A 19,539-nucleotide genomic window follows, 5' to 3' on the forward strand; every position below is an offset into this window, starting at 1 on the left:
AGGTTACTTTTAGATTTTAGGAAAAGGAGTGGTCGCTTTGGCGCTGCTGCAAGACTGGCATGAATATGCTGAAAAAATGCAAAATCAAGAAAATGCTGCTGAATTTTGGAACAATTATTTTAAAACAGAAAAAGAAATCTATGCAAAGATTTTAACGACAAAGCCTAGAAAGAATACTGTTAGAGGCTATGCTGAAAAATTTGATGTAGATATCATGACTATGGTTGCTTTTTTAGATGGCATTAATGATAGCTTAAAAGACAAAAATGCTATTGAAGATATGACAGAAGATACAGAAGTCAACCTCAATTTTGAGAAAGAACTATTGTATAAAAATATGGTCGATGCCGGAGCTGATTGGCTCTACAATCTGTCTGAATGGGACAAACATCTCACACCCGAAAGAAGAAAAGAATTGTACAAAGAGCAAAAATCTTCTAAAACCGTGGTGAAAGACAGAAAGATTGGTAGAAATGAGCCTTGTCCTTGTGGCAGCGGTAAAAAATATAAAAAATGCTGCGGCCGAGATGAATAAGACTGACTAAATTGAATAAAAACAGCAGATAATACCTTCATAAGAAAAACTTTATGGAGGTATTTCTCATGCAAGGTAAGGTTGAAATTTGCGGTGTGAACACATCGAGCCTCAAAGTTTTGAAGAGCGATGAAACGAAAGCACTTTTAATAAAGAGTCAGAATGGCGACAAAGAGGCTCGAGAAAAATTGATTTCAGGTAACTTACGCTTAGTATTAAGCGTAATTCATCGTTTTAGTAACCGTGGAGAGAATCCTGACGATTTATTTCAAGTGGGTTGTATCGGTTTAATGAAAGCAATTGATAATTTTGACATTACGCAGGGAGTCCAGTTTTCGACATATGGGGTTCCTATGATTATCGGAGAAGTTCGGCGCTTTTTGCGTGATAATAATTCAGTTCGTGTTAGCCGCTCTATGCGCGATATTGCGTATAAAGCCATTCGACAAAAAGAAATGCTAACCAATGAAAAGGGCAGAGAACCCACAATAGACGAAATTGCCGATGCTGTTGAAATGAAAAAAGAAGATATTGTGATTGCGCTTGAGGCAATTGTAGAACCTGTCTCTTTATTTGAACCTGTTTTTTCAGACGGGGGAGACACCATTTATATTATGGATCAGGTAGGAGATAAAAACGAAAATAGCTGGCTTGAAGAAATTGCCATTAAGCAGGCCATCAAGAATTTGAACAATCGCGAAAAGAATATTTTATCCCTTCGCTTCATGCAAGGAAAAACCCAGATGGAAGTGGCAGGAGAAATCGGAATCTCGCAAGCACAAGTCTCTCGACTTGAAAAAGGCGCACTAAATAAAATTAAGACTGAATTGGGCTAACAAAAAATTATGCAAAAAAACCGCCATCTGATTTGTAGGTGGCGGTTTTTGAATAATCTTACTCAAAATCTTCTAGAAACTGTCTCACATGATTATAGCTGTCGAAAAATATGCCTTCTTCAAGCATTCTTATATCTTCTTGGGGTAAATGATTAATAAGAATATTTGTCATTAAAAACGGTTCGTTCTCATCATTTTTAAATACCGCTATCTTCTCATCATAAATTGTAATTTTGTAAGACTCATTTTCTGTTTCAGAAGCAATTACTGCTTTCTCCAGGATTTCATCTTCTTGACTTGCCTGATTCTTTGCGTTATAATTGTCCATATAATTTGGAGTTGGTTCACGTGTAGTTTGATGTCCCAGCTCTTTTTTTAGAGATAAACTAATAATAGTGATTACAACTGCTAATAAAGTGATAAGAATTGCATAAGATGTGTAGCGTCGATAATATGATTTATTTTGTCTTCGTGATGCTGTATAGGGTTTATATGGATATTGACTGTTCATAAAAAATCACCTCAACTCTATTGTGGGAAAAATTTTCCATGTTTATGCCATTACTTATATTTTTAGTATTTAGGAGGATAATGTGCGAGGTAAAGAAGATTTAAATCAATACTCAACTTCACAAATCACACCGTCGCAAAGACGAACCGAAGGGGAATTATCTCAGACTGCTGGTTCCACAACAAAAACGCTCTTCGGAATCATATTAAAAACAATCAAAACCATTTTCTTTGTTTTAATGTTTGCCGGTATCTTGGTTTTAATTCATGTCTTTTCATATATTATGAGTTTTAAAGATATTGAAACCGATCTTTCGGCTGTACAGTTGGCTCTGAATTCAGAGGTAAAAGTACAGAACGAATACGGAGAATGGGAAACCATCTTGCAGTTGCATGATGCAGAAGCTCAACGTGTGATTGTCGAACATAAAGACATACCAGAACATATGATTAATGCCATGATTGCCATTGAAGACAAACGTTTTAGACAACATAACGGTGTCGATCTTCAAACCACTGTCAATGCTGTTTTAAAGCTTGTGACTGGCGGAGGCGGCGGTGGCTCCACTATTACGCAGCAGTTGATTAAGAATGTTACTGGTAATGATGAAAACAGTATTATGCGTAAGGTAAAAGAAATTTTTTCTGCGATTAATTTAGAAAAAAAATATTCTAAAGACGAAATTATCACTAGTTATTTGAATACCGTTAACTTTGGTGCTAATTATCAAGGTGTTGAAGCCGCTGCACAGGCTTATTTTGGTAAAAGCATTAGCGAATGCAACATTGCAGAATCAGCCTGTATTGCAGGTATCACCCAATACCCTTACAAATATAATCCACTAATTCATCCAGAAAATAATAAAGAGCGTAGAAACGTAGTTATAAAAGAGATGTATGACCAAGGATTGATTACAAAGCAAGAATATGAGCAAGCTAAAATCGATTCTGAAAATATGGTTTTTAATCAAGATACGGATGAAGAAACTTCTTCAGGTGGAGTCAGTCTCGATTGGTATGACGAAGCCATGTATGATGATGTTGTACAAGACTTGATGGAAGCAAAAAACTATTCTTGGGATTTAGCGGAACAATATTTTAAAACTGGCGGCCTTACCATTTATAGTGCTAAAAATACCCAAATCCAAAAAGATATAGAAGCCTTATTCAAAAATGAAGAAATACTGCCTGATGACCCTGAAGTGAATTTCTCCATATATGCAATGGATTTTAACGGAAAAGTTCTTGCCGTTGTTGGCGGCAGGGGAGAAAAGAGTGGCGACCGGGTTTTCAACATTGCCACAGACGGTGCAAAGCAGGTGGGTTCTTCTATCAAACCAATAGCAGTATATGCACCGGCAATAGAGCAAGGAATACTAAACTATAGTAGCATACTGAATGACAAAAAAATTGATAATTACTTTGATGATGGATCGCCCGGACCTAATAACTTTGATAGAGAAGATAAAGGACCAATGACCTTAAGTAGAGCGCTTGCAATGTCTCGAAACACAACTGCTGTTCGTGCTTTAGATATGGTTGGCTGGGAAAATTCTTACAACTTCTTGACAAATCAACTTCATTTTAAGCATTTGTCTACCGATGATATTAGTCGTTCGCCGCTTGCACTTGGTGGTTTAACGCACGGTGCAACTGCTAAGGAGATGACAGCTGCTTTCCAAATTTTTGGCAACCAAGGCATCTACCACAAACCTTACACCTATTTGTATGTAGAAGATAAAGATGGAAACGTTATTCTTGATAATCGGAACGTTGAAGGGGAAAGAGCTCTCTCTCCTGAAGCGGCTACCATTATGAATCATCTCTTACATGAACCCGTTCAAAACCCAGAAGGTACAGCACGTTCGTTACGGTCACTCTCCGTTGATTCCTGGGGTAAAACTGGTACTGCTGAAAACGAATACAACATTTGGTTTGCTGGTGGTACTTCTAAATTTGTTTCTGCTATTTGGAATGGTTATGCGGATCGTGATGTTTCTATAGATCAAACCAGTATTCCTATGTTGATGTGGAGAACGATGGCAGAATATCTCACTTCTGTTTTACCCGATGACGGCTCCTCTGGTTATTCACTCAGCTCTGATGTAGTTGAAAAAGTATATTGTAAGGACAGCGGATTAATTGCAGGTTCTAAATGTACGGACACTGCATATGGATGGTATTCCATCCATAATATTCCAAATACCTGTAATGGTGGCTCTGATCATGTGACAGGCAATAATCTTGCAACGCCAACACCTACTCCCACACCTACCGCAACACCTACCCAAACGCCTACACCGACTGCAACACCTGTACCTACTATAACTCCACCTCCAGAATCTACTCCAACTCCAGATCCAACCCCACCTCCAGAATCTACTCCAACTCCAGATCCAACTTCACCACCGGAACCTACTACTCCCATTCCAGAACCGACTACACCACCTTCAGAACCGAGCACGCCTTCAGAACATGTTCCTACGGTTCCACAGAATTAGAGATATTTATCTTGTAATTCAATGTAGTCAGTCTAGAAAAAGTTAATATTGTTTTTTACACTATAAGAACTCACTTAGAGGAAACTTCCAAGTGAGTTCTTTATTCATCTCTGCAAATAATTACAAGAGACCAAATACAAAATATAGTTTCAGTTTCTCTTTTAATCACAAGCTATATCCAATTGTATAATTATCCATCTGCATGTAAGAGATAAAAATGCATTAATTTACATAATTTAATTTACATAACATCTTTACTTTCTTTGAAGTTTGCAAAAATATTCATTTTACCTATTGAAATGAAGTGAAGTTTATATTATAGTATGTATATAGAATTTTATTCTCTTGGAGATATACATTTGTATTGTCGCGGTTTTATTTGCGTTTGCATATTGTTGCTTTAAGTAAACCTTGGTTGCTTATTGAAAATAAATATTATACTAAGAATATTTGAAAACTGGTCATATTAGGAAATTTTTTTCATATTTATTATTACAACTAATTTAAGGATGTGGGTAATATGGAAAAATATGAAAAAAAAAGTCAAGGAAGCCATAACTTGTTTTTGGACAACAGTCTTCTTGTTTTTTCTTCTAAAATGAAGTTTCACTTTTTATTGCTGTCAATTTTTTTAATAGCAGGTTTATTGGTTGGCTCAATAGCTGCTAGCAGCATGAAAACCGAGGATGGTAAAATCTTTATTCCTCTCTTCTTTTCCGGTATTCCTACCATTGGCAGCAGCTTTTTTTCTTCTTTCTCTACTCTTTTACTGAATACAATCATTCATTTAATCCTTCTTTTTTTAGCAGGAACTACCGCTTTTGGTTTCTTGGCAATTCCGGTCATTGTGCTGTTTAAAGGGCTATCCATTGGAGTGGCCGCCGTCTCCTTTCTTGCCAACGGGTCTCACGGATTAATTGAATCTTCTTTTGTTTACATGCCTGCTATGGCCTTTATCTCTTTGATTGTCGTTCTCTTCGCGCTTCAAGCGCTTCTTTTTTCAACATCTTTTTCAAAGTCTTTTTTTTCGGCAGGAAAAGTTGAGATTCCTGATTTTACTGAGTATCTAAAAAACTTTTTTCTGTTTCTATTTTTTTCTGTCATCGCTTGTTTTATAGGAGCAGGTTTTACTATGCTATACCCTTTGATATTTGTTTAGGAGGTTGTAAACAAAATGAAAAATTACTGTACGTTATTTAGTGAATACTTAGAAAAACAAAAGCCTAATTCAATCAATACCAGAGAATCTTATTTAAGAGATGTTGTCTCTTATTTATCTTATCTCGACTGTTTACAATTTTCACCCATCGCAGCTGATAAAAAAACAGTAGAAAATTTCATGGGGTTTTTGCATAATAAGGGTCGTTCCCTTACAACAATTTCTCGAAATCTTGCTTCAATTCGTTGCTTCTACAAATCTTTGATTTTTTCCGGCGACATGGATTATAACCCAGCAAAAGGTATTAAACTCGAAAAGGCAGAAAAAAAACTCCCTCAAGTTTTGACGGGAGAAGAGATTGAACTTCTTTTGGCTCAACCCGACATCACAGAGCCAAAAGGTTGTCGTGACAAAGCGATGTTAGAATTGCTTTATGCTACAGGAATTAGGGCCTCGGAATTAATCAACTTAAACCTCTCTGACTTTAATATGCGCTCTGGTGTTCTATACTGCAAAGGAGCGAAAGGTATTCGCGCTTTGCCGGTTTATCCGGCGGCTATAGTTAGTGTCTCTGACTATATCTATCGGATGCGAAGTTTAATTGCAGGACCTGAAAGTGGTGACGCTCTCTTTGTCAATTTGAATGGAGGACGATTAACAAGGCAAGGTTTTTGGAAGATTATTAAAGGGTATGCAGAAAACGTTGGTATTACAAAGGAAATCACGCCTCATACATTGCGACATTCTTTTGCCCTTCATTTATTAGAAAACGGTGCTTCTGTCAAAGATATTCAAACCATGATGGGACATGCTGATATTTCTTCCACACAAATTTATGTTCAACTTATGGACGTGCACGTCAAACAGGTGTATAATGATTGTCATCCCAAAGCGAAATTGGGATAATAATAAAAGACAAAGGATATGGAAATGGAGTTGATTTTTTGGGTTTTTTAGGATTTGGCAATTATAATAAGCCTGGTCCGGGCGTAAGTAAAGATGAACCGCCGAAAGCTGCCCCGGTTCGCTATTTTGAGATTTATGGTAGAAAGTTCACAAAACTAATACAGACAAATCTCTTGGTTTCAATACCGTTCTTACTTGTTTTGGGATTGATGGTTTTGTTGTTCTTTGTGGTGGAACATCCTTTTATTGTGATGCCTTCTGCAAATCCTGATTCGCCTGCTTTGTTCAATTGGTGGTTAATGTATGTTGTACCTTCTCCGCTAATTTTGTTATCTCCTCTAGTAGCCGGCCTTACAATCGTTACTAGAAATTTTGCTCGAGAAGAACACGCTTTTATCTGGTCTGATTTTATAAAAGCCATTAAAAATAACTGGAAATACTTTTCTTTAAACGGCATTTTGTGTTATGTGGTCTATGTTGTATTATCATTTTCTATTACTTACTATTACAACATGCTATATCAAGGTTGGTTTTTCTATTTACCTTTGGGCCTTTCATTAGTTGCTCTCTTGCTTTTTCTTTTTGCGCAATACTATTTGCCTATACTATTTGTGACATTTAATCTTAACTTTAAACAGGCTTATAAAAATGCATTTATTTTTGGTGCATTGGGGATGGGCCGCAATATTCTTTTAACTTTGCTTTTTGGTGCAATCATTGCGTTGGTTTTGTTTATTCCTGTGAATATAGAAATCATGCTTCTTGTACTTTTTGTAATTGTATTTCTCTTTCTATTTTCATTTGTAAGCTTTACAATTAACTTTGCAACCTATCCGCTGATTAAAAAGATGATGATCGATAGAAAAGAAGAGGAAGAAACTTCTTCCGGTACGGAGCAAGACTCTTTTTCAGACCTAGAAGATACGCCAGAAGAGGAAGAACAATCCGACGAATATGTCTATTTAAACGGACGCTTAATTAAGAAAAGTGATATTAAATCTCAGGATGATGAATAGTCTATTTTAATCTTTTAGAAAAGCAGGGGATGATACTGGATATCTTCTACTGCTTTTCTCTTTTTGTTATTACTTCGTTAAATCGCCAAAATTGCTTGACAACATCTGCATTTAGGAGTAGTATTAGTTTGTACCCATTAACTTAATGGAGGTCTATCATGAATTCAGCAATCGCAAAACGATTTATTAGCTATTTTAGCTCACGATTTATTTACGTGGGTTTATTTTGCTGTACATCGTAATAGTCGGCTGCGTTTATCGAATTCTTGTAAGATTTTAATTTCGTATCTAAAATGAAGAATTTGTTTTGTACCCTAAGCGGAGCCCATTTGGCTTCGCTTTTTTATTTTTGGTAAAAAGCGAATAAAAAGGAGTAAATTAAGATGATTATTGTTTTAAAACCAGGTGAAAAGCAGGAAAAAATTCAAAATTTTGTAGAGAAACTAACTGATAAATTTGGCGTAACTGTAAATACATGGGTCGGAAATCATAGCACTGTATTAGGACTAATTGGAGATACTACCGTTATCGATATTGAATATTTGCAGGCTCAAGATTTCATTGAAAGCGTGAAAAGAGTACAAGAACCTTATAAAAAAGCAAACCGTAAATTTCATCCCGACAACACAGTTATCACATTGGATAATGGTTTCAAAATTGGTGATGGCTCTTTAGCCATTATGGCAGGCCCTTGCTCGGTAGAAAGCGAAGAGCAAATTATTGAAATTGCTGAGAAAGTAAAAGCATCGGGTGCACAACTGCTAAGAGGTGGGGCATTTAAGCCTAGAACTTCTCCTTATGCTTTTCAGGGTATGCGTGCTGAAGGTCTAGAATTGCTTTTAAAAGCCAAAGAGAAAACAGGGCTTCCTATCGTGACAGAAATTATGAGTTCTGATTACATTGATCTATACAAGGATGTTGATGTCATCCAAGTTGGCACAAGAAACATGCAGAACTTTGAAATGCTCAAAAAATTAGGAGAATTGGATAAGCCAATTCTGTTAAAAAGAGGCTTTGCCAATACAATTGAAGAAATGCTGATGAGTGCCGAGTATATCATGGCTGGTGGTAACGAAAAAGTTATTCTCTGTGAAAGAGGTATTCGTACCTATGAAACAGCTACTCGAAACACATTAGATATTTCTGCTGTACCAGTGCTTAAGAAACTCTCTCATCTGCCTGTCATTGTTGACCCGAGCCATGCATCAGGTATGAGTTGGCTTGTAGAACATCTTTCAGTAGCATCGACCGCTATCGGTGCTGACGGTTTGATGATTGAAGTGCATAATGATCCTGCTCATGCGCTATCTGACGGTGCACAATCCATTACACCAAATCAGTTTGATGAACTCGCAAATAAGCTCTTCAAACTTCATGGTGCCGTAAAAACTTTATAATTTTTAGTTGAGGAGCATACGATGAAAAAGATTGTGGTAGTAGGATTAGGGCTTATTGGCGGCTCTATTGCTAAAGCATTGAAACGAAATACTTCTCATGTTATCTATGGCATAGACATTCAAGAAGAGGTCATGCTTGACGCTGTTTCTTTTGGTGTCATTGATGGGAAGGCTGACTTTCAGCATATTCAGGAAGCTGATATCATCTATCTTTGCACCTATCCTGCTGAAGCAATTCATTTCATTGATACTTATAAAAATGATTTTAAGTTGGGCTGTATTATCACGGACACTTGCGGGATAAAATCTCATATTTGTGAACAAGTCAGACAAATTAAAGGGGACTTCATTTTTGTTGGTGCCCATCCTATGGCAGGAAAAGAAACAAGCGGTTTTTCAGCCAGTGATTCCAGTATTTTTATAGGTGCTTCTTATATTATTACGCCAGGTGAAGCTTCTCGAGAAGCAATTGAGGAAGTATCAAATTTGGCGCTTTCTATGGGCTTTGGTAAAATTGTAATCACAACTCCTGAAAATCATGATCGCATGATTGCTTTTACTTCACAAGTACCGCATGTCATTGCTTGTTCATATGTTATGAGCCCTGCTTGTGACGCTCATAAAGGATTTTCTGCAGGAAGCTATCGCGATGTATCCCGTGTTGCTGATATTAACGCTGAACTGTGGACTCATCTATTTCTAGAAAATCAAAAAGAATTGGTTTCTGAACTTGATATTTTGATAGAACATCTACAAAAAATTCGCAACCGCATAGAATTAGGCGAAGAAAACCAACTGCATACTTTATTGGAGACAGCTGCTATGATAAAGAGGAGGGACAAAATTTGAAAATAAGAATCGAAACTGCGCCCGCATATGATGTCTACATTGAAAACGATATCTTGCAAAGAGTTGGTTCTATTGTTGCATCTGTTAGAGAACCCGGTACAAAAGTGCTGATTGTGAGCGATACTCATGTCTTTCCTCTTTATGGCGCTATTGTAGATAGAGAACTTAAAGAATCTGGTTTTAAAACATATCGTTTTATTTTTGACGCCGGTGAACCCTCAAAGAAAATACAAACTGTCTATAAAATCTATGAGATGATGGCAGAAAATAACTTCACTCGAAAAGACATTATTTTGACGCTTGGTGGCGGTGTTGCCGGAGATATGGGTGGATTTGCTGCTGCTACTTTTCTTCGGGGAATTGGCTTTGTACAAGTTCCTACCTCACTTTTGGCTCAAGTAGATTCTAGCGTAGGCGGAAAAACCGGTGTAGATTTACCTTTTGGCAAAAACCTTGTGGGGGCATTTCATCAACCATTAGTTGTAATTGCAGACCCTAAAACGCTTTCTACACTACCCAAATATTACTTTAATGATGGGATGGGTGAAGTAATTAAGTATGGCTGCATTTCTGATAAAAATTTGTTCGCTAAATTGAAAAAGGGAATTGATATCTCAGATATGACCTCTGTAATTGCTCGATGTATTGAGCTCAAAAAAGAGGTTGTAGAAGAAGACACAAAAGATATCGGCAGACGAATGATATTAAATTTCGGACACACCTTTGGACACGGTATTGAGAAATTAAATAATTTTGAGGGCATTGCTCACGGAGAAGCCGTAGGAATAGGTATGGTTATCGCTGCACAAATCGGTGAAAAGCTGGGAGTCACTGCATCAGGTACTACGGAAGAAATCATCGGTATTTTAAAGCAATATTCTCTTCCAACAGAATGCTCTTTTTCAAAAGAAGACCTAATCCATTCTACTATGTTAGATAAAAAGAGTCTGGGGGATTCTCTGAATTTAATTTTGATTGACCAAATTGGTGAATCGAATATTTATCAAACCACACGAGAAGAACTATCAAAAATCATGTGAATAGAGGAGGCATTATGGCAAGCGTAATCTATCAAAAAGCAAGCAAACCGCTTACAGGTAATGTCAAAATTCCGCCCAGTAAAAGTGCGGCACACCGTGCTATTTTGTGTGCTGTGCTTTCAAAAGGAACCTGTACAATCAAAAATGTTGATTTAAGTAAAGATATTTCTGTAACCATAGAAGCAGCAAAAGCGCTTGGAGCCACCATTCACTATGATATAAGTTTACACCAATTATCCATTTCAGCTGAGAAGCTTGGCGTAAATAATGCTGAAATTGATTGCCATGAATCAGGATCTTCTTTGCGGTTTTTAATACCAATCGCAGCAGCACTTGGTACAACAGCCTTATTTACTGGCCGTGGCAAATTACCTGAAAGACCGCTTGATATCTATCATAACCTTTTGCCAAAACAAGGTGTCAACATGCAATCTAGTGGCAGCGGGATGGGGCTACCGCTAACCGTATCAGGCCAATTAGTACCCGGAGATTTTATCCTCCCGGGAAATATTAGCTCCCAATTTATCACAGGCTTACTGCTGGCCTTACCTCTTTTACACGCAGATAGTAAAATTTTATTATCTGCACCTCTAGAATCTAAAAGCTATGTTGATTTAACAATACAGATCATGAAAGATTTTGGAATAAACATTGACATTCTCCCAAATGGTTGGCAAATTAAAGGAAACCAGTCCTATCGGGCGAGAGATTATGAAATCGAAGGAGATTGGTCACACGCTGCTTTTTTTCTTTCTATAGCTTCTTTTAGTGGTGGGAGGATTTCTATTGCAGGTTTGCGAAAAGATTCTATTCAAGGAGACCGAGCTTGTATAGAAGAATACCGCAAATTTGGTCTTTCAATTTGGTGGGAAAATGATATCTTATGTGCTGAGAACAAGTTGATAGGTTCTTCTTTTCACGGCCTCTCTTGCTCTCAAATTGATGCATCTCAAATTCCTGATTTAGTTCCCGCATTGGCAGTTTGTGCCGCTGGCTGCAAAGGAGAAACGACAATTTACAATGCAGAACGGCTGAAGATAAAAGAATGTGATCGACTCCAAGCTATGGCCGATGCAATTAATAACCTTGGTGGCAGCGTTCGAATCAATAACGATGGATTAACGATTTCGGGAAAACAAACGCTGACAGGCGGTAAAGCAGAGGGAATGAATGATCATCGCGTCCTTATGGCACTTTCAGCTACAGCTTTATTCAGCAATACGCAAGTTGAGGTAACCGATGCTTGGAGCATTCAAAAATCATATCCAGATTTTTACGATAATTATATTGCCTTAGGGGGTATTGCAGATGTCATCAATGTGGGGTGAACAAATTAAAATTTCTGTATTTGGCGGAAGTCACACAGAAGCAATTGGTGTTACGATTGACGGACTGCCGGCCGGCGAAGCCATCTCTATGGATGCTGTTTTAGAACAAATGTCGCGCAGAGCCCCAGGAAGGGACCTCGCTTCTACCACTCGAAAAGAAGCAGATGTGCCACAAGTAATATCGGGCTTGTCTGAGAACCATGTGATTAGCGGTGATCCGCTCTGTGCGCTCATTTATAATACTAATCAACGCTCTAAAGATTACTCTGAGCTTCGTATAAAACCACGTCCAGGGCATGCAGACTTTCCTGCTTCTGTAAAATTCAATGGCTGTAATGACATTCGAGGAGGCGGACATTTTTCGGGTCGCTTAACTGCTCCCTTGGTTTTTGCCGGGGCTGTTTGCCGTCAAATTTTAGAGAAAAAAGGAATTTACATTGGTGCCCATGCACTTTCTATTTCTCATGTTATCGACGAGGCTTTTAATCCTGTCACTATCAATCAGGAAAAACTGCAAAAATTATCTTCTGAATATTTTGCAGTACAAAGTTCTGAAGCCAAAGAAAAGATGTATGAAGAAATTGAGAAAGCGCGCTTAAACTGTGACAGTGTGGGAGGCGTGATAGAATGCGCTGTTATCGGATTGCCTGTAGGGCTTGGTCGCCATATGTTCGGTGGTGTAGAAAACGTACTTTCTTCCATTATATTTGGTGTGCCTGCGGTAAAAGGCATTGAATTTGGAGAAGGCTTTCATGCATCTGATTTGAAAGGCAGCGAAAACAACGATTCTTTTTTCTATGATAACAACCTTGTCAAAGCAAAAACAAATCATTCCGGAGGAGTTCTAGGTGGAATGACAAACGGAATGCCTTTATTGTTTAAAGTCGCTATGAAGCCTACCGCTTCTATTTCACAAGAGCAAAAAACAGTTAACTTACAGACGAAAACAGATGATACTTTAAAGATAATTGGACGTCACGACCCCTGTATTGTACCTCGTGCAATTCCTGTTATTGAATCTGTAACAGCTATTGCAATAGCTGAACTCATGTCTCGCTCAGGCTTATTATAAGGGAGAACGATAAGAAATGACTGAATATGAAAAACAAATGAACGCTGTACGAAAAGAGATTGATGAGATTGACAGCGAGTTAATTCCTATACTAGTAAAACGATTTTCCTTATCAGCTAGAGTTGCTGAGACAAAACGAACCTTTCACATGCCTGTTTTCGATATGGCACGCGAAAAAACAATTTTAGAGAAGGTAAAAGAAAGAACGGGAGAAAACGGAGATTTTGTTTCAGCAGTCTATGCCTCTATTTTTTCTTCCAGCAGAGCAAAACAAAACTTAATGCTTGCCAGCGGCCAGTCCATTCGTGATATGGGTAAAAATGCACCAGCTATCGTCCCAAAATCAAATGTAAAAGTTCTTTGTCAAGGCGTACAAGGCGCTTATGCCCATCAAGCAGCAAGACTTTTCTTTAACAACGATTGTATCCATTTTTCCTCCACATGGGAAAACCTTTTTACTGCTGTGGAAGAAAGAAGTGTTGACTTCGCGGTGGTCCCTGTAGAAAATTCTGCAGCAGGTTCTGTCAATGATGTCTATAGCCTAATTATGAAATATCGCCTTTACATTGTAGGCGCAGCAGAGATTAAAATTAAACATTGCTTAGCCGCAAAAACAGCAGAATCAACTATTAAAAGAGTGATTTCCCATCCGCAAGCATTAAGTCAGTGCTCCAATTATATTGATAAAAATAGCTTACAGGCGGAATCTTTTTCTAATACAGCCACAGCGGCCAAATTTGTAGCGGAACAAAAAGATTCTGCTCTCGCTGCTATCTGCTCAAAAGAAGCAGCAGAAAAATACGGACTAACCATATTGCAGGAAGAAATTCAGAACACAGAACACAACGCTACTCGTTTTATTGTTATTTCGCATGAACCTTACTTGCCCAAAGGAGCAAAAAAAATTAGCTTGTGTTTTTCTTTACCACATACACCCGGCAGTCTTTCTACTATTCTTTCTCAATTTTCCATGCAAGGCTTAAACTTAACAAAAATCGAGTCTAGACCTATCCCAGAGAAAAAATTTGAATATGACTTTTATCTAGATTTTACAGCAAACTTCCATGACCTTAATACGCAAAATTTAATCTGTGCTCTTTCAGACGAACTTCCTAGATTCTCTTTTCTAGGAAATTATGAAGAGATTCAGGGATAGGGGAAAAGAATGGATATTCAAATTGCATCTGTGACAAGTGAGCATGCTATTCAACAAGTGGCTGACTTAGCTACAATCATTTGGCATAGTACATATGATAGCTTGTTACCAGCAGGACAAGTAGACTATATGCTGAATAAATTTCAATCTAAGAGTGCTGTTTTCCATCAAATTAATGAGGAAAACCACCTTTATTACTTATTGGTTTATCAAAATGAAACTGTCGGTTTTTTTGCTGTACGTTCACAGTATCAATCTGTGGGTAAACTATTTTTAAGTAAAATTTATCTTGCTTCTCATGCTAGAGGAAAAGGGATTATTCGCCGTGCTTTTGCTTTTATTGAAAACTTGGCTTTAGAAAATGACTGTAAGCAAATTTGGCTTACAGTGAATAAAGAAAACCTTCATGCTCAGGAGGTTTATAGACATTTTGGCTTTCATGTCATCAAAAGTACAGTCTCTGATATTGGCGGCGGCTATGTAATGGATGACTATGTTTTCGAAAAACAAATATAATATTATGAAAGTGTTAGCTTGATTGCTAATGCTTTTCGTTTTAGACGAGCATAATTTGTACCACTCTGGAATATTAATTGCTGTAAAGGGGGATTACGGCAATGGATTTTCATAGTATGACATCTCATGAAACGGTAGCAGCCTTGCATACGGATATAAAAAAAGGGCTCAGCCGAAGCGAAGTGATCAAAAGACAAGAAAAATATGGAAAAAATGAAATTACATCTCATAAAAAGCAAAGTATTATCTCTCGGTTTTTTGCCCAGTTTCAAGATTTTATGATCATTATTCTTCTAACAGCAGCAACGATTTCATTCATCTTATCCGTCGTTCAGAAGAACACAGAGTACATAGATTCTATTATTATCTTACTTATCGTGGTTGCTAATGCTATTATTGGCACAGTTCAAGAGGTAAAAGCAGATAAAGCAATCGAAGCTCTCAAAAAGATGTCTTCTCCACATGCTACCGTTATTCGAGATGGTAAAAAAGAAACCGTTGAGAGTACGACGCTTGTGCCAGGTGATTTAGTAGTTATCCGTACTGGTGATTTAGTTCCTGCTGACATTCGTTTGATTAAAAGTGTTGAACTTAAGGCAGAAGAATCTGCCTTAACAGGAGAGTCTGTACCTACAAACAAAGATGCCGAAAGCATAGAAAGCAATAATGCCTCGCTTGCAGAGCGAAAAAATATGATTTTTGCAGCAACAGGCATCGCCTCAGGTTCTGGAGTAGGTATTGTTACTACTACAGGAATGCAAACCGCTATGGGAAATATAGCCGGAATGTTGAATGAAGAAGAAGCACCTGATACCCCTTTACAAGAAAAACTAGTTTCTGTAGGCAAATTTTTGGGAATCGGCGTTTTAGCAATTTGTGCGATTATCTTTATATTAGGATTATTTCAAAAAATAGATGCTCTTGAAATGTTTATGATTTCAATTAGTTTGGCTGTAGCTGCTATTCCAGAAGGACTGCCTGCCGTCGTTACCATTGTTTTAGCAATTGGTGTCAAACGCATGGCTCAACGCAGAGCAATCATTCGTCACATGCCTGCGGTCGAAACATTAGGCAGTACGCAAGTTATCTGTTCTGATAAAACCGGAACTCTTACTCAAAACAAAATGACAGTTACTCGATTTTCACAAGCAAAAGGAGAAGTGCAACTTGAAAGTAGAGAAGCACAATTTGCACTTCAACTGGCTGTATTATGCAATAACTCTGAGCTTATAAACGGAAAAATCACTGGTGACCCTACAGAAACAGCATTTCTACACGCTTGTCAAACCACAAAAACAGATTTAGAAAAAGAATTTGCTCGTGTAGGAGAAATTCCTTTTACTTCTCAAAGAAAAATGATGACTACTGCGCATAAATTAGACAATGGGCATAGAATCATTTCAAAAGGTGCGCCAGACATCTTGCTTGGAAAATGTAGCTTTTATTTAGAACAAGGTCAAATTCTTCCGCTCACTTCTACTATAAAAGCAAAAATATTGCAGCAAAATGAACGCATGGCTATGAAAGCTTTACGTGTTTTAGCAGTATCTTATAAAGATGTCTCCACACTTTCTTCCCAAGATACTGAAACAGAAAAAGCCTTGATTTTCTCGGGCCTAATTGGCATGGAAGATCCACCTAGAAAAGGCGTTAAACACGCAGTGGAGGTTTGTAAAAAGGCCGGTATTCTGCCCGTAATGATTACAGGCGATCATGCTGTAACAGCTCTTGCTATTGGGCAGAGATTAGGCATTGCCGCAGGAAAAAGCGGAATCATGACCGGAACGGAACTCGACAGTACAGGAGATTCTGAGTTAGCCGCAAAAATATTTGATTATCAAATATTTGCTCGCGTATCTCCGGAACACAAAGTAAGAATTGTGAAGGCCTTTCAAAAGCGTGGCATGGTTGTCGCTATGACAGGTGATGGCGTTAATGACGCCCCTGCTCTAAAAGTAGCAGATATTGGTTGCGCAATGGGACAAAATGGAACAGAAGTAGCCAAATCCGCCGCAGATATGATTTTAACAGACGATGATTTTTCCACCATTGTCAGTGCCGTTAAAGAAGGCCGTGGAATATACAAAAACATTCGGAAAACCATTCATTTCCTCATTTCATGCAATATCGGTGAGATTTTCTTGATTTTCATCTCATTTATGATGAGAATTCCTACGCCTCTTGTTGCCATTCAACTACTTTGGGTAAACCTTGTTACCGATTCACTTCCTGCTTTGGCACTAGGGGCGGATCCTATTGAAAATGAGGTTATGAAAGATAAACCACATTCGAAAAATGAGGGTGTTTTTTCTGACGGGTTAGGATTTTCTGTAATTGCTGAAGGATGTTTGATTGGTGTTTTAGCGCTGTTAGCGTACACCATGGGGAGACTTTGGTTTGATATAAATCCAATGGATCCTATTGTTGGTAGGACAATGGCCTTTGCAGTTTTAAGCTTTTCTCAATTGACACATAGTTTTAATATGAGATCTGATTCATCTATTTTTAAAATTGGGGTTTTCTCTAATCGAAAACTTGTGATTGCCTGTATCGTCTGCGCTATTTTAATGGCAAGCGTCATCACTATTCAGCCTTTAACTGTAATTTTTAAAACCGTATCGTTAAATTTAGTACAGTGGGGAATTGTAACAATGCTTTCTTTATTTCCTATCATTGCTGTTGAAGCAGAAAAACTATTAATTCAGATTCTCAATAAGAAGTAGCACTCCTCTTCATACAAAAAGCGATTATCCGGTTATGGATAATCGCTTTTAAAATACCTTTTTTGTTTTTGAAAGAAAATTCTTGTCAAAAACTTAGTTCTGCACTTCTTCTTTTGCATCAACAATTGCTTCTTCTTTTTTACCAATAGACAAGATAAGGTTGAGGGCTATACCAAAGATAGCCGCTGTAGCAATAGCAGGTAATTCAATCCCAAAGAAAGGAATCATGCTGTTTTCAAATCCAAAACTACCACCAAGTCCGATAATTAGAATAATAGCAATAACGGCAAGATTTTTAGAAGAAAACAAATCTACTTTATTTTCCATCATAATCGCAATACCCTGAGCTGCGATAACACCAAACAGATAAATGGAAAGGCCACCGATAACAGAAGTAGGAATCGAATAAACCACATTGATGAGTGGGGTAAAGCAAGAAATAACCATCGTGATTATACCCGCCACTACAAGTACTGGAACAGAGAAGTTTTTACTTAATACCATCGCACTGATATTCTCACCGTAGTTTGTTCCAGCCGGTCCACCAATCATACCAGAAACGATATCTCCGATACCATCACCAATTAAATTGAGTCCTAATTTATCGCCAAGATTATATTTCTTGTCAGAACCTTTTTTCTTAGCTAAATCATTTACATAGATATCTAGCTGGAAAATATGTGCTGTTGATTCTGGGATTGTAGCGATTGCAATCGGCATAATTGCTACAACAGCAGCCAATGACGGCTTGGGGAGAGTAAAGTGAGGAAGTGCAATAATGCTGGCATCTTTAATCGTATCAAAACTTACAAAAGGAATACCAGTCACACCGCCAATAATTAGAGCTGTTACATAACCTGTCAGCAGACCTAATAAAATTGGAAGTTGGCTTAATTTACCACGCAGATAAACAGAATATAGAATGGTAGAAATCATAGTGACCAATGCAATAACCCAAGATAAACTACTGGCAAATGGAGCGGAAGCTTCTGCAACTGCTGCAGGAACCGCAGAAGCATTTTGCATAGCATTGGCTGCCAATGATAAACCGATGACAATCGCAATACTACCTGTTACAGTAGGAGGGAGTACACGGTCAATTGCTTTACGTCCTATCGAGCGAATGATTAAACCAGCCGCAATAGAAACCAAACCAGACATCACAATGCCAAACTGGGCAATGGAAATTCGAGTGTCAAGTGAAGCAGAAGCAAGTGTATCCGCACTCATGATAGAAGAAATAGCCGCAATATAAGAAAAACTCGATCCATAATAAAGCGGAATCTTACGGCCGGTAACAAGAATAAAACAAAGAGTGGCAAGACCACTGGCAAAGATAGTTGTGGAAACATGAAACCCTGTCAGCAATGCCACAAGGACTGTAGCCGGAAACATAACGACCACTTGTTGAAGCGCATAAGGAATCAGTTCATAAATAGGGGGGCGTTCGTCAGGCAGATAACCATGAACTCGGTTGTTTGACATAGTAAAACCTCCAATAATCCCCGGAATTTATCCGGATGCCGGCCGCACGCCGGTCAAAATACGAAAAACAAAACAAGAACCCATGATTCTAGGCATAAAAATAGCCGGCGCATATCACAAAACATGTCCGGTAAAAGAAGATTTTCATCCTACAGCAACAACTTGACAACACAAAAAAGATTAGTTAAAGATGGCATAAAAAAACACCCTGCCCAAAACTATCGACAAGATGAAACTCACTGCGGATCTTTAGTATCCTGGAACAATGATTGACAATCTTGCTCTTGCTGGTATTGTATAAGATACCGTGCTGTAAGATTCCCGTTTTGCCCTTACTAATACGCTATTATTACACAGAAAAAAAGAAATGTAAAGAGAAAAATAAAAGAAATTTTGTTTGTTTAAGTCAAATTTAAAATTTATGCAAATACTATAACCAATAGTTTAAAGCCGTGTAGGTATAGTTTATCACAGATTTCAATTTACTATCATTGTGATTTTAATCATTCT

General features: G+C 37.8%; 16 protein-coding genes. 14 read left to right on the forward strand and 2 right to left on the reverse strand.

Going from position 1 to position 19,539, the window contains the following annotated elements; translation table 11 throughout:
• Positions 1-37: 37 nt before the first annotated feature.
• Positions 38-535 (forward strand): SEC-C metal-binding domain-containing protein, encoded by a 498-nt coding sequence (locus tag CS931_RS02630; RefSeq protein ID WP_099204201.1) that lies wholly within the window; start codon positions 38-40, stop codon positions 533-535.
• 68 nt (positions 536-603) lie between these two features.
• On the forward strand, positions 604-1,371 hold the full coding sequence (gene sigG / locus CS931_RS02635) for an RNA polymerase sporulation sigma factor SigG (RefSeq protein WP_099204202.1): 768 nt from the start codon (positions 604-606) through the stop codon (positions 1,369-1,371).
• Between the two features lie 58 nt (positions 1,372-1,429).
• On the opposite strand, the gene CS931_RS02640 is transcribed toward sigG, so the two are convergent.
• On the reverse strand, positions 1,430-1,882 hold the full coding sequence (locus CS931_RS02640; protein ID WP_099204203.1) for a hypothetical protein: 453 nt from the start codon (positions 1,880-1,882) through the stop codon (positions 1,430-1,432).
• 82 nt (positions 1,883-1,964) lie between these two features.
• Here CS931_RS02640 and CS931_RS02645 point away from each other — a divergent pair, with 82 nt between their 5' ends.
• The 12 genes from CS931_RS02645 to CS931_RS02700 all read left to right on the forward strand — a co-directional run bounded on the left by CS931_RS02645 (position 1,965) and on the right by CS931_RS02700 (position 17,544).
• Complete coding sequence (locus CS931_RS02645) at positions 1,965-4,382, forward strand: transglycosylase domain-containing protein (RefSeq protein WP_099204204.1); 2,418 nt, start codon at positions 1,965-1,967, stop codon at positions 4,380-4,382.
• Between the two features lie 520 nt (positions 4,383-4,902).
• Positions 4,903-5,541 carry a stage II sporulation protein M gene (locus CS931_RS02650; protein WP_099204205.1) on the forward strand — a complete coding sequence of 213 codons (639 nt, stop codon included), beginning with the start codon at positions 4,903-4,905 and terminating at the stop codon, positions 5,539-5,541.
• Positions 5,542-5,556: 15 nt separating this feature from the next.
• Positions 5,557-6,447 (forward strand): tyrosine-type recombinase/integrase, encoded by an 891-nt coding sequence (locus CS931_RS02655; RefSeq protein ID WP_099204206.1) that lies wholly within the window; start codon positions 5,557-5,559, stop codon positions 6,445-6,447.
• A 38-nt stretch (positions 6,448-6,485) separates the two neighbouring features.
• Positions 6,486-7,463, forward strand: a complete 978-nt coding sequence (locus CS931_RS02660; RefSeq protein ID WP_143826222.1) for a DUF624 domain-containing protein — start codon at positions 6,486-6,488, stop codon at positions 7,461-7,463.
• 383 nt (positions 7,464-7,846) lie between these two features.
• A complete protein-coding gene (gene aroF, locus CS931_RS02665) occupies positions 7,847-8,860 on the forward strand; it encodes a 3-deoxy-7-phosphoheptulonate synthase (RefSeq protein WP_099204208.1) in 1,014 nt (337 codons plus the stop codon).
• A 21-nt stretch (positions 8,861-8,881) separates the two neighbouring features.
• Positions 8,882-9,709, forward strand: a complete 828-nt coding sequence (locus CS931_RS02670; protein WP_099204209.1) for a prephenate dehydrogenase — start codon at positions 8,882-8,884, stop codon at positions 9,707-9,709.
• Positions 9,706-10,749 carry a 3-dehydroquinate synthase gene (gene aroB / locus CS931_RS02675; protein WP_099204210.1) on the forward strand — a complete coding sequence of 348 codons (1,044 nt, stop codon included), beginning with the start codon at positions 9,706-9,708 and terminating at the stop codon, positions 10,747-10,749. The genes CS931_RS02670 and aroB overlap by 4 nt, the downstream gene beginning before the upstream one ends.
• 14 nt (positions 10,750-10,763) lie before the next feature.
• Positions 10,764-12,077, forward strand: coding sequence for a 3-phosphoshikimate 1-carboxyvinyltransferase (gene aroA, locus CS931_RS02680; RefSeq protein WP_099204211.1), 1,314 nt, complete (start codon positions 10,764-10,766; stop codon positions 12,075-12,077).
• Positions 12,058-13,149 carry a chorismate synthase gene (aroC, locus tag CS931_RS02685; RefSeq protein ID WP_099204212.1) on the forward strand — a complete coding sequence of 364 codons (1,092 nt, stop codon included), beginning with the start codon at positions 12,058-12,060 and terminating at the stop codon, positions 13,147-13,149. The genes aroA and aroC overlap by 20 nt, the downstream gene beginning before the upstream one ends.
• Positions 13,150-13,165: 16 nt before the next feature.
• On the forward strand, positions 13,166-14,305 hold the full coding sequence (pheA, locus tag CS931_RS02690) for a prephenate dehydratase (protein ID WP_242964879.1): 1,140 nt from the start codon (positions 13,166-13,168) through the stop codon (positions 14,303-14,305).
• 9 nt (positions 14,306-14,314) lie between these two features.
• Positions 14,315-14,821, forward strand: coding sequence for a GNAT family N-acetyltransferase (locus CS931_RS02695; protein WP_099204213.1), 507 nt, complete (start codon positions 14,315-14,317; stop codon positions 14,819-14,821).
• Between the two features lie 101 nt (positions 14,822-14,922).
• The gene (locus CS931_RS02700; protein WP_242964880.1) at positions 14,923-17,544 is read left to right on the forward strand and encodes a calcium-translocating P-type ATPase, PMCA-type; all 2,622 of its coding nucleotides are present in this window, start codon (positions 14,923-14,925) and stop codon (positions 17,542-17,544) included.
• A 93-nt stretch (positions 17,545-17,637) separates the two neighbouring features.
• On the opposite strand, the gene CS931_RS02705 is transcribed toward CS931_RS02700, so the two are convergent.
• Positions 17,638-19,029, reverse strand: coding sequence for a uracil-xanthine permease family protein (locus CS931_RS02705; RefSeq protein ID WP_099204214.1), 1,392 nt, complete (start codon positions 19,027-19,029; stop codon positions 17,638-17,640).
• Positions 19,030-19,539: the final 510 nt, after the last annotated feature.

Origin of the sequence: Scatolibacter rhodanostii (genome assembly GCF_900197595.1) — a bacterium.
Classification (GTDB): domain Bacteria; phylum Bacillota; class Clostridia; order Oscillospirales; family Acutalibacteraceae; genus Scatolibacter; species Scatolibacter rhodanostii.

Bases quoted from the DNA above. Each gene is read 5' to 3' on its own strand.
- CS931_RS02640 (WP_099204203.1), bottom strand. From the start codon at position 1,882: ATGAACAGTCAATATCCATATAAACCCTATACAGCATCACGAAGACAA.
- CS931_RS02695 (WP_099204213.1), top strand. From the start codon at position 14,315: ATGGATATTCAAATTGCATCTGTGACAAGTGAGCATGCTATTCAACAA.
- aroA (WP_099204211.1), top strand. From the start codon at position 10,764: ATGGCAAGCGTAATCTATCAAAAAGCAAGCAAACCGCTTACAGGTAAT.
- aroF (WP_099204208.1), top strand. From the start codon at position 7,847: ATGATTATTGTTTTAAAACCAGGTGAAAAGCAGGAAAAAATTCAAAAT.
- CS931_RS02670 (WP_099204209.1), top strand. From the start codon at position 8,882: ATGAAAAAGATTGTGGTAGTAGGATTAGGGCTTATTGGCGGCTCTATT.
- CS931_RS02700 (WP_242964880.1), top strand. From the start codon at position 14,923: ATGGATTTTCATAGTATGACATCTCATGAAACGGTAGCAGCCTTGCAT.
- pheA (WP_242964879.1), top strand. From the start codon at position 13,166: ATGACTGAATATGAAAAACAAATGAACGCTGTACGAAAAGAGATTGAT.
- CS931_RS02655 (WP_099204206.1), top strand. From the start codon at position 5,557: ATGAAAAATTACTGTACGTTATTTAGTGAATACTTAGAAAAACAAAAG.
- CS931_RS02705 (WP_099204214.1), bottom strand. From the start codon at position 19,029: ATGTCAAACAACCGAGTTCATGGTTATCTGCCTGACGAACGCCCCCCT.
- sigG (WP_099204202.1), top strand. From the start codon at position 604: ATGCAAGGTAAGGTTGAAATTTGCGGTGTGAACACATCGAGCCTCAAA.
- CS931_RS02650 (WP_099204205.1), top strand. From the start codon at position 4,903: ATGGAAAAATATGAAAAAAAAAGTCAAGGAAGCCATAACTTGTTTTTG.
- aroC (WP_099204212.1), top strand. From the start codon at position 12,058: ATGTCATCAATGTGGGGTGAACAAATTAAAATTTCTGTATTTGGCGGA.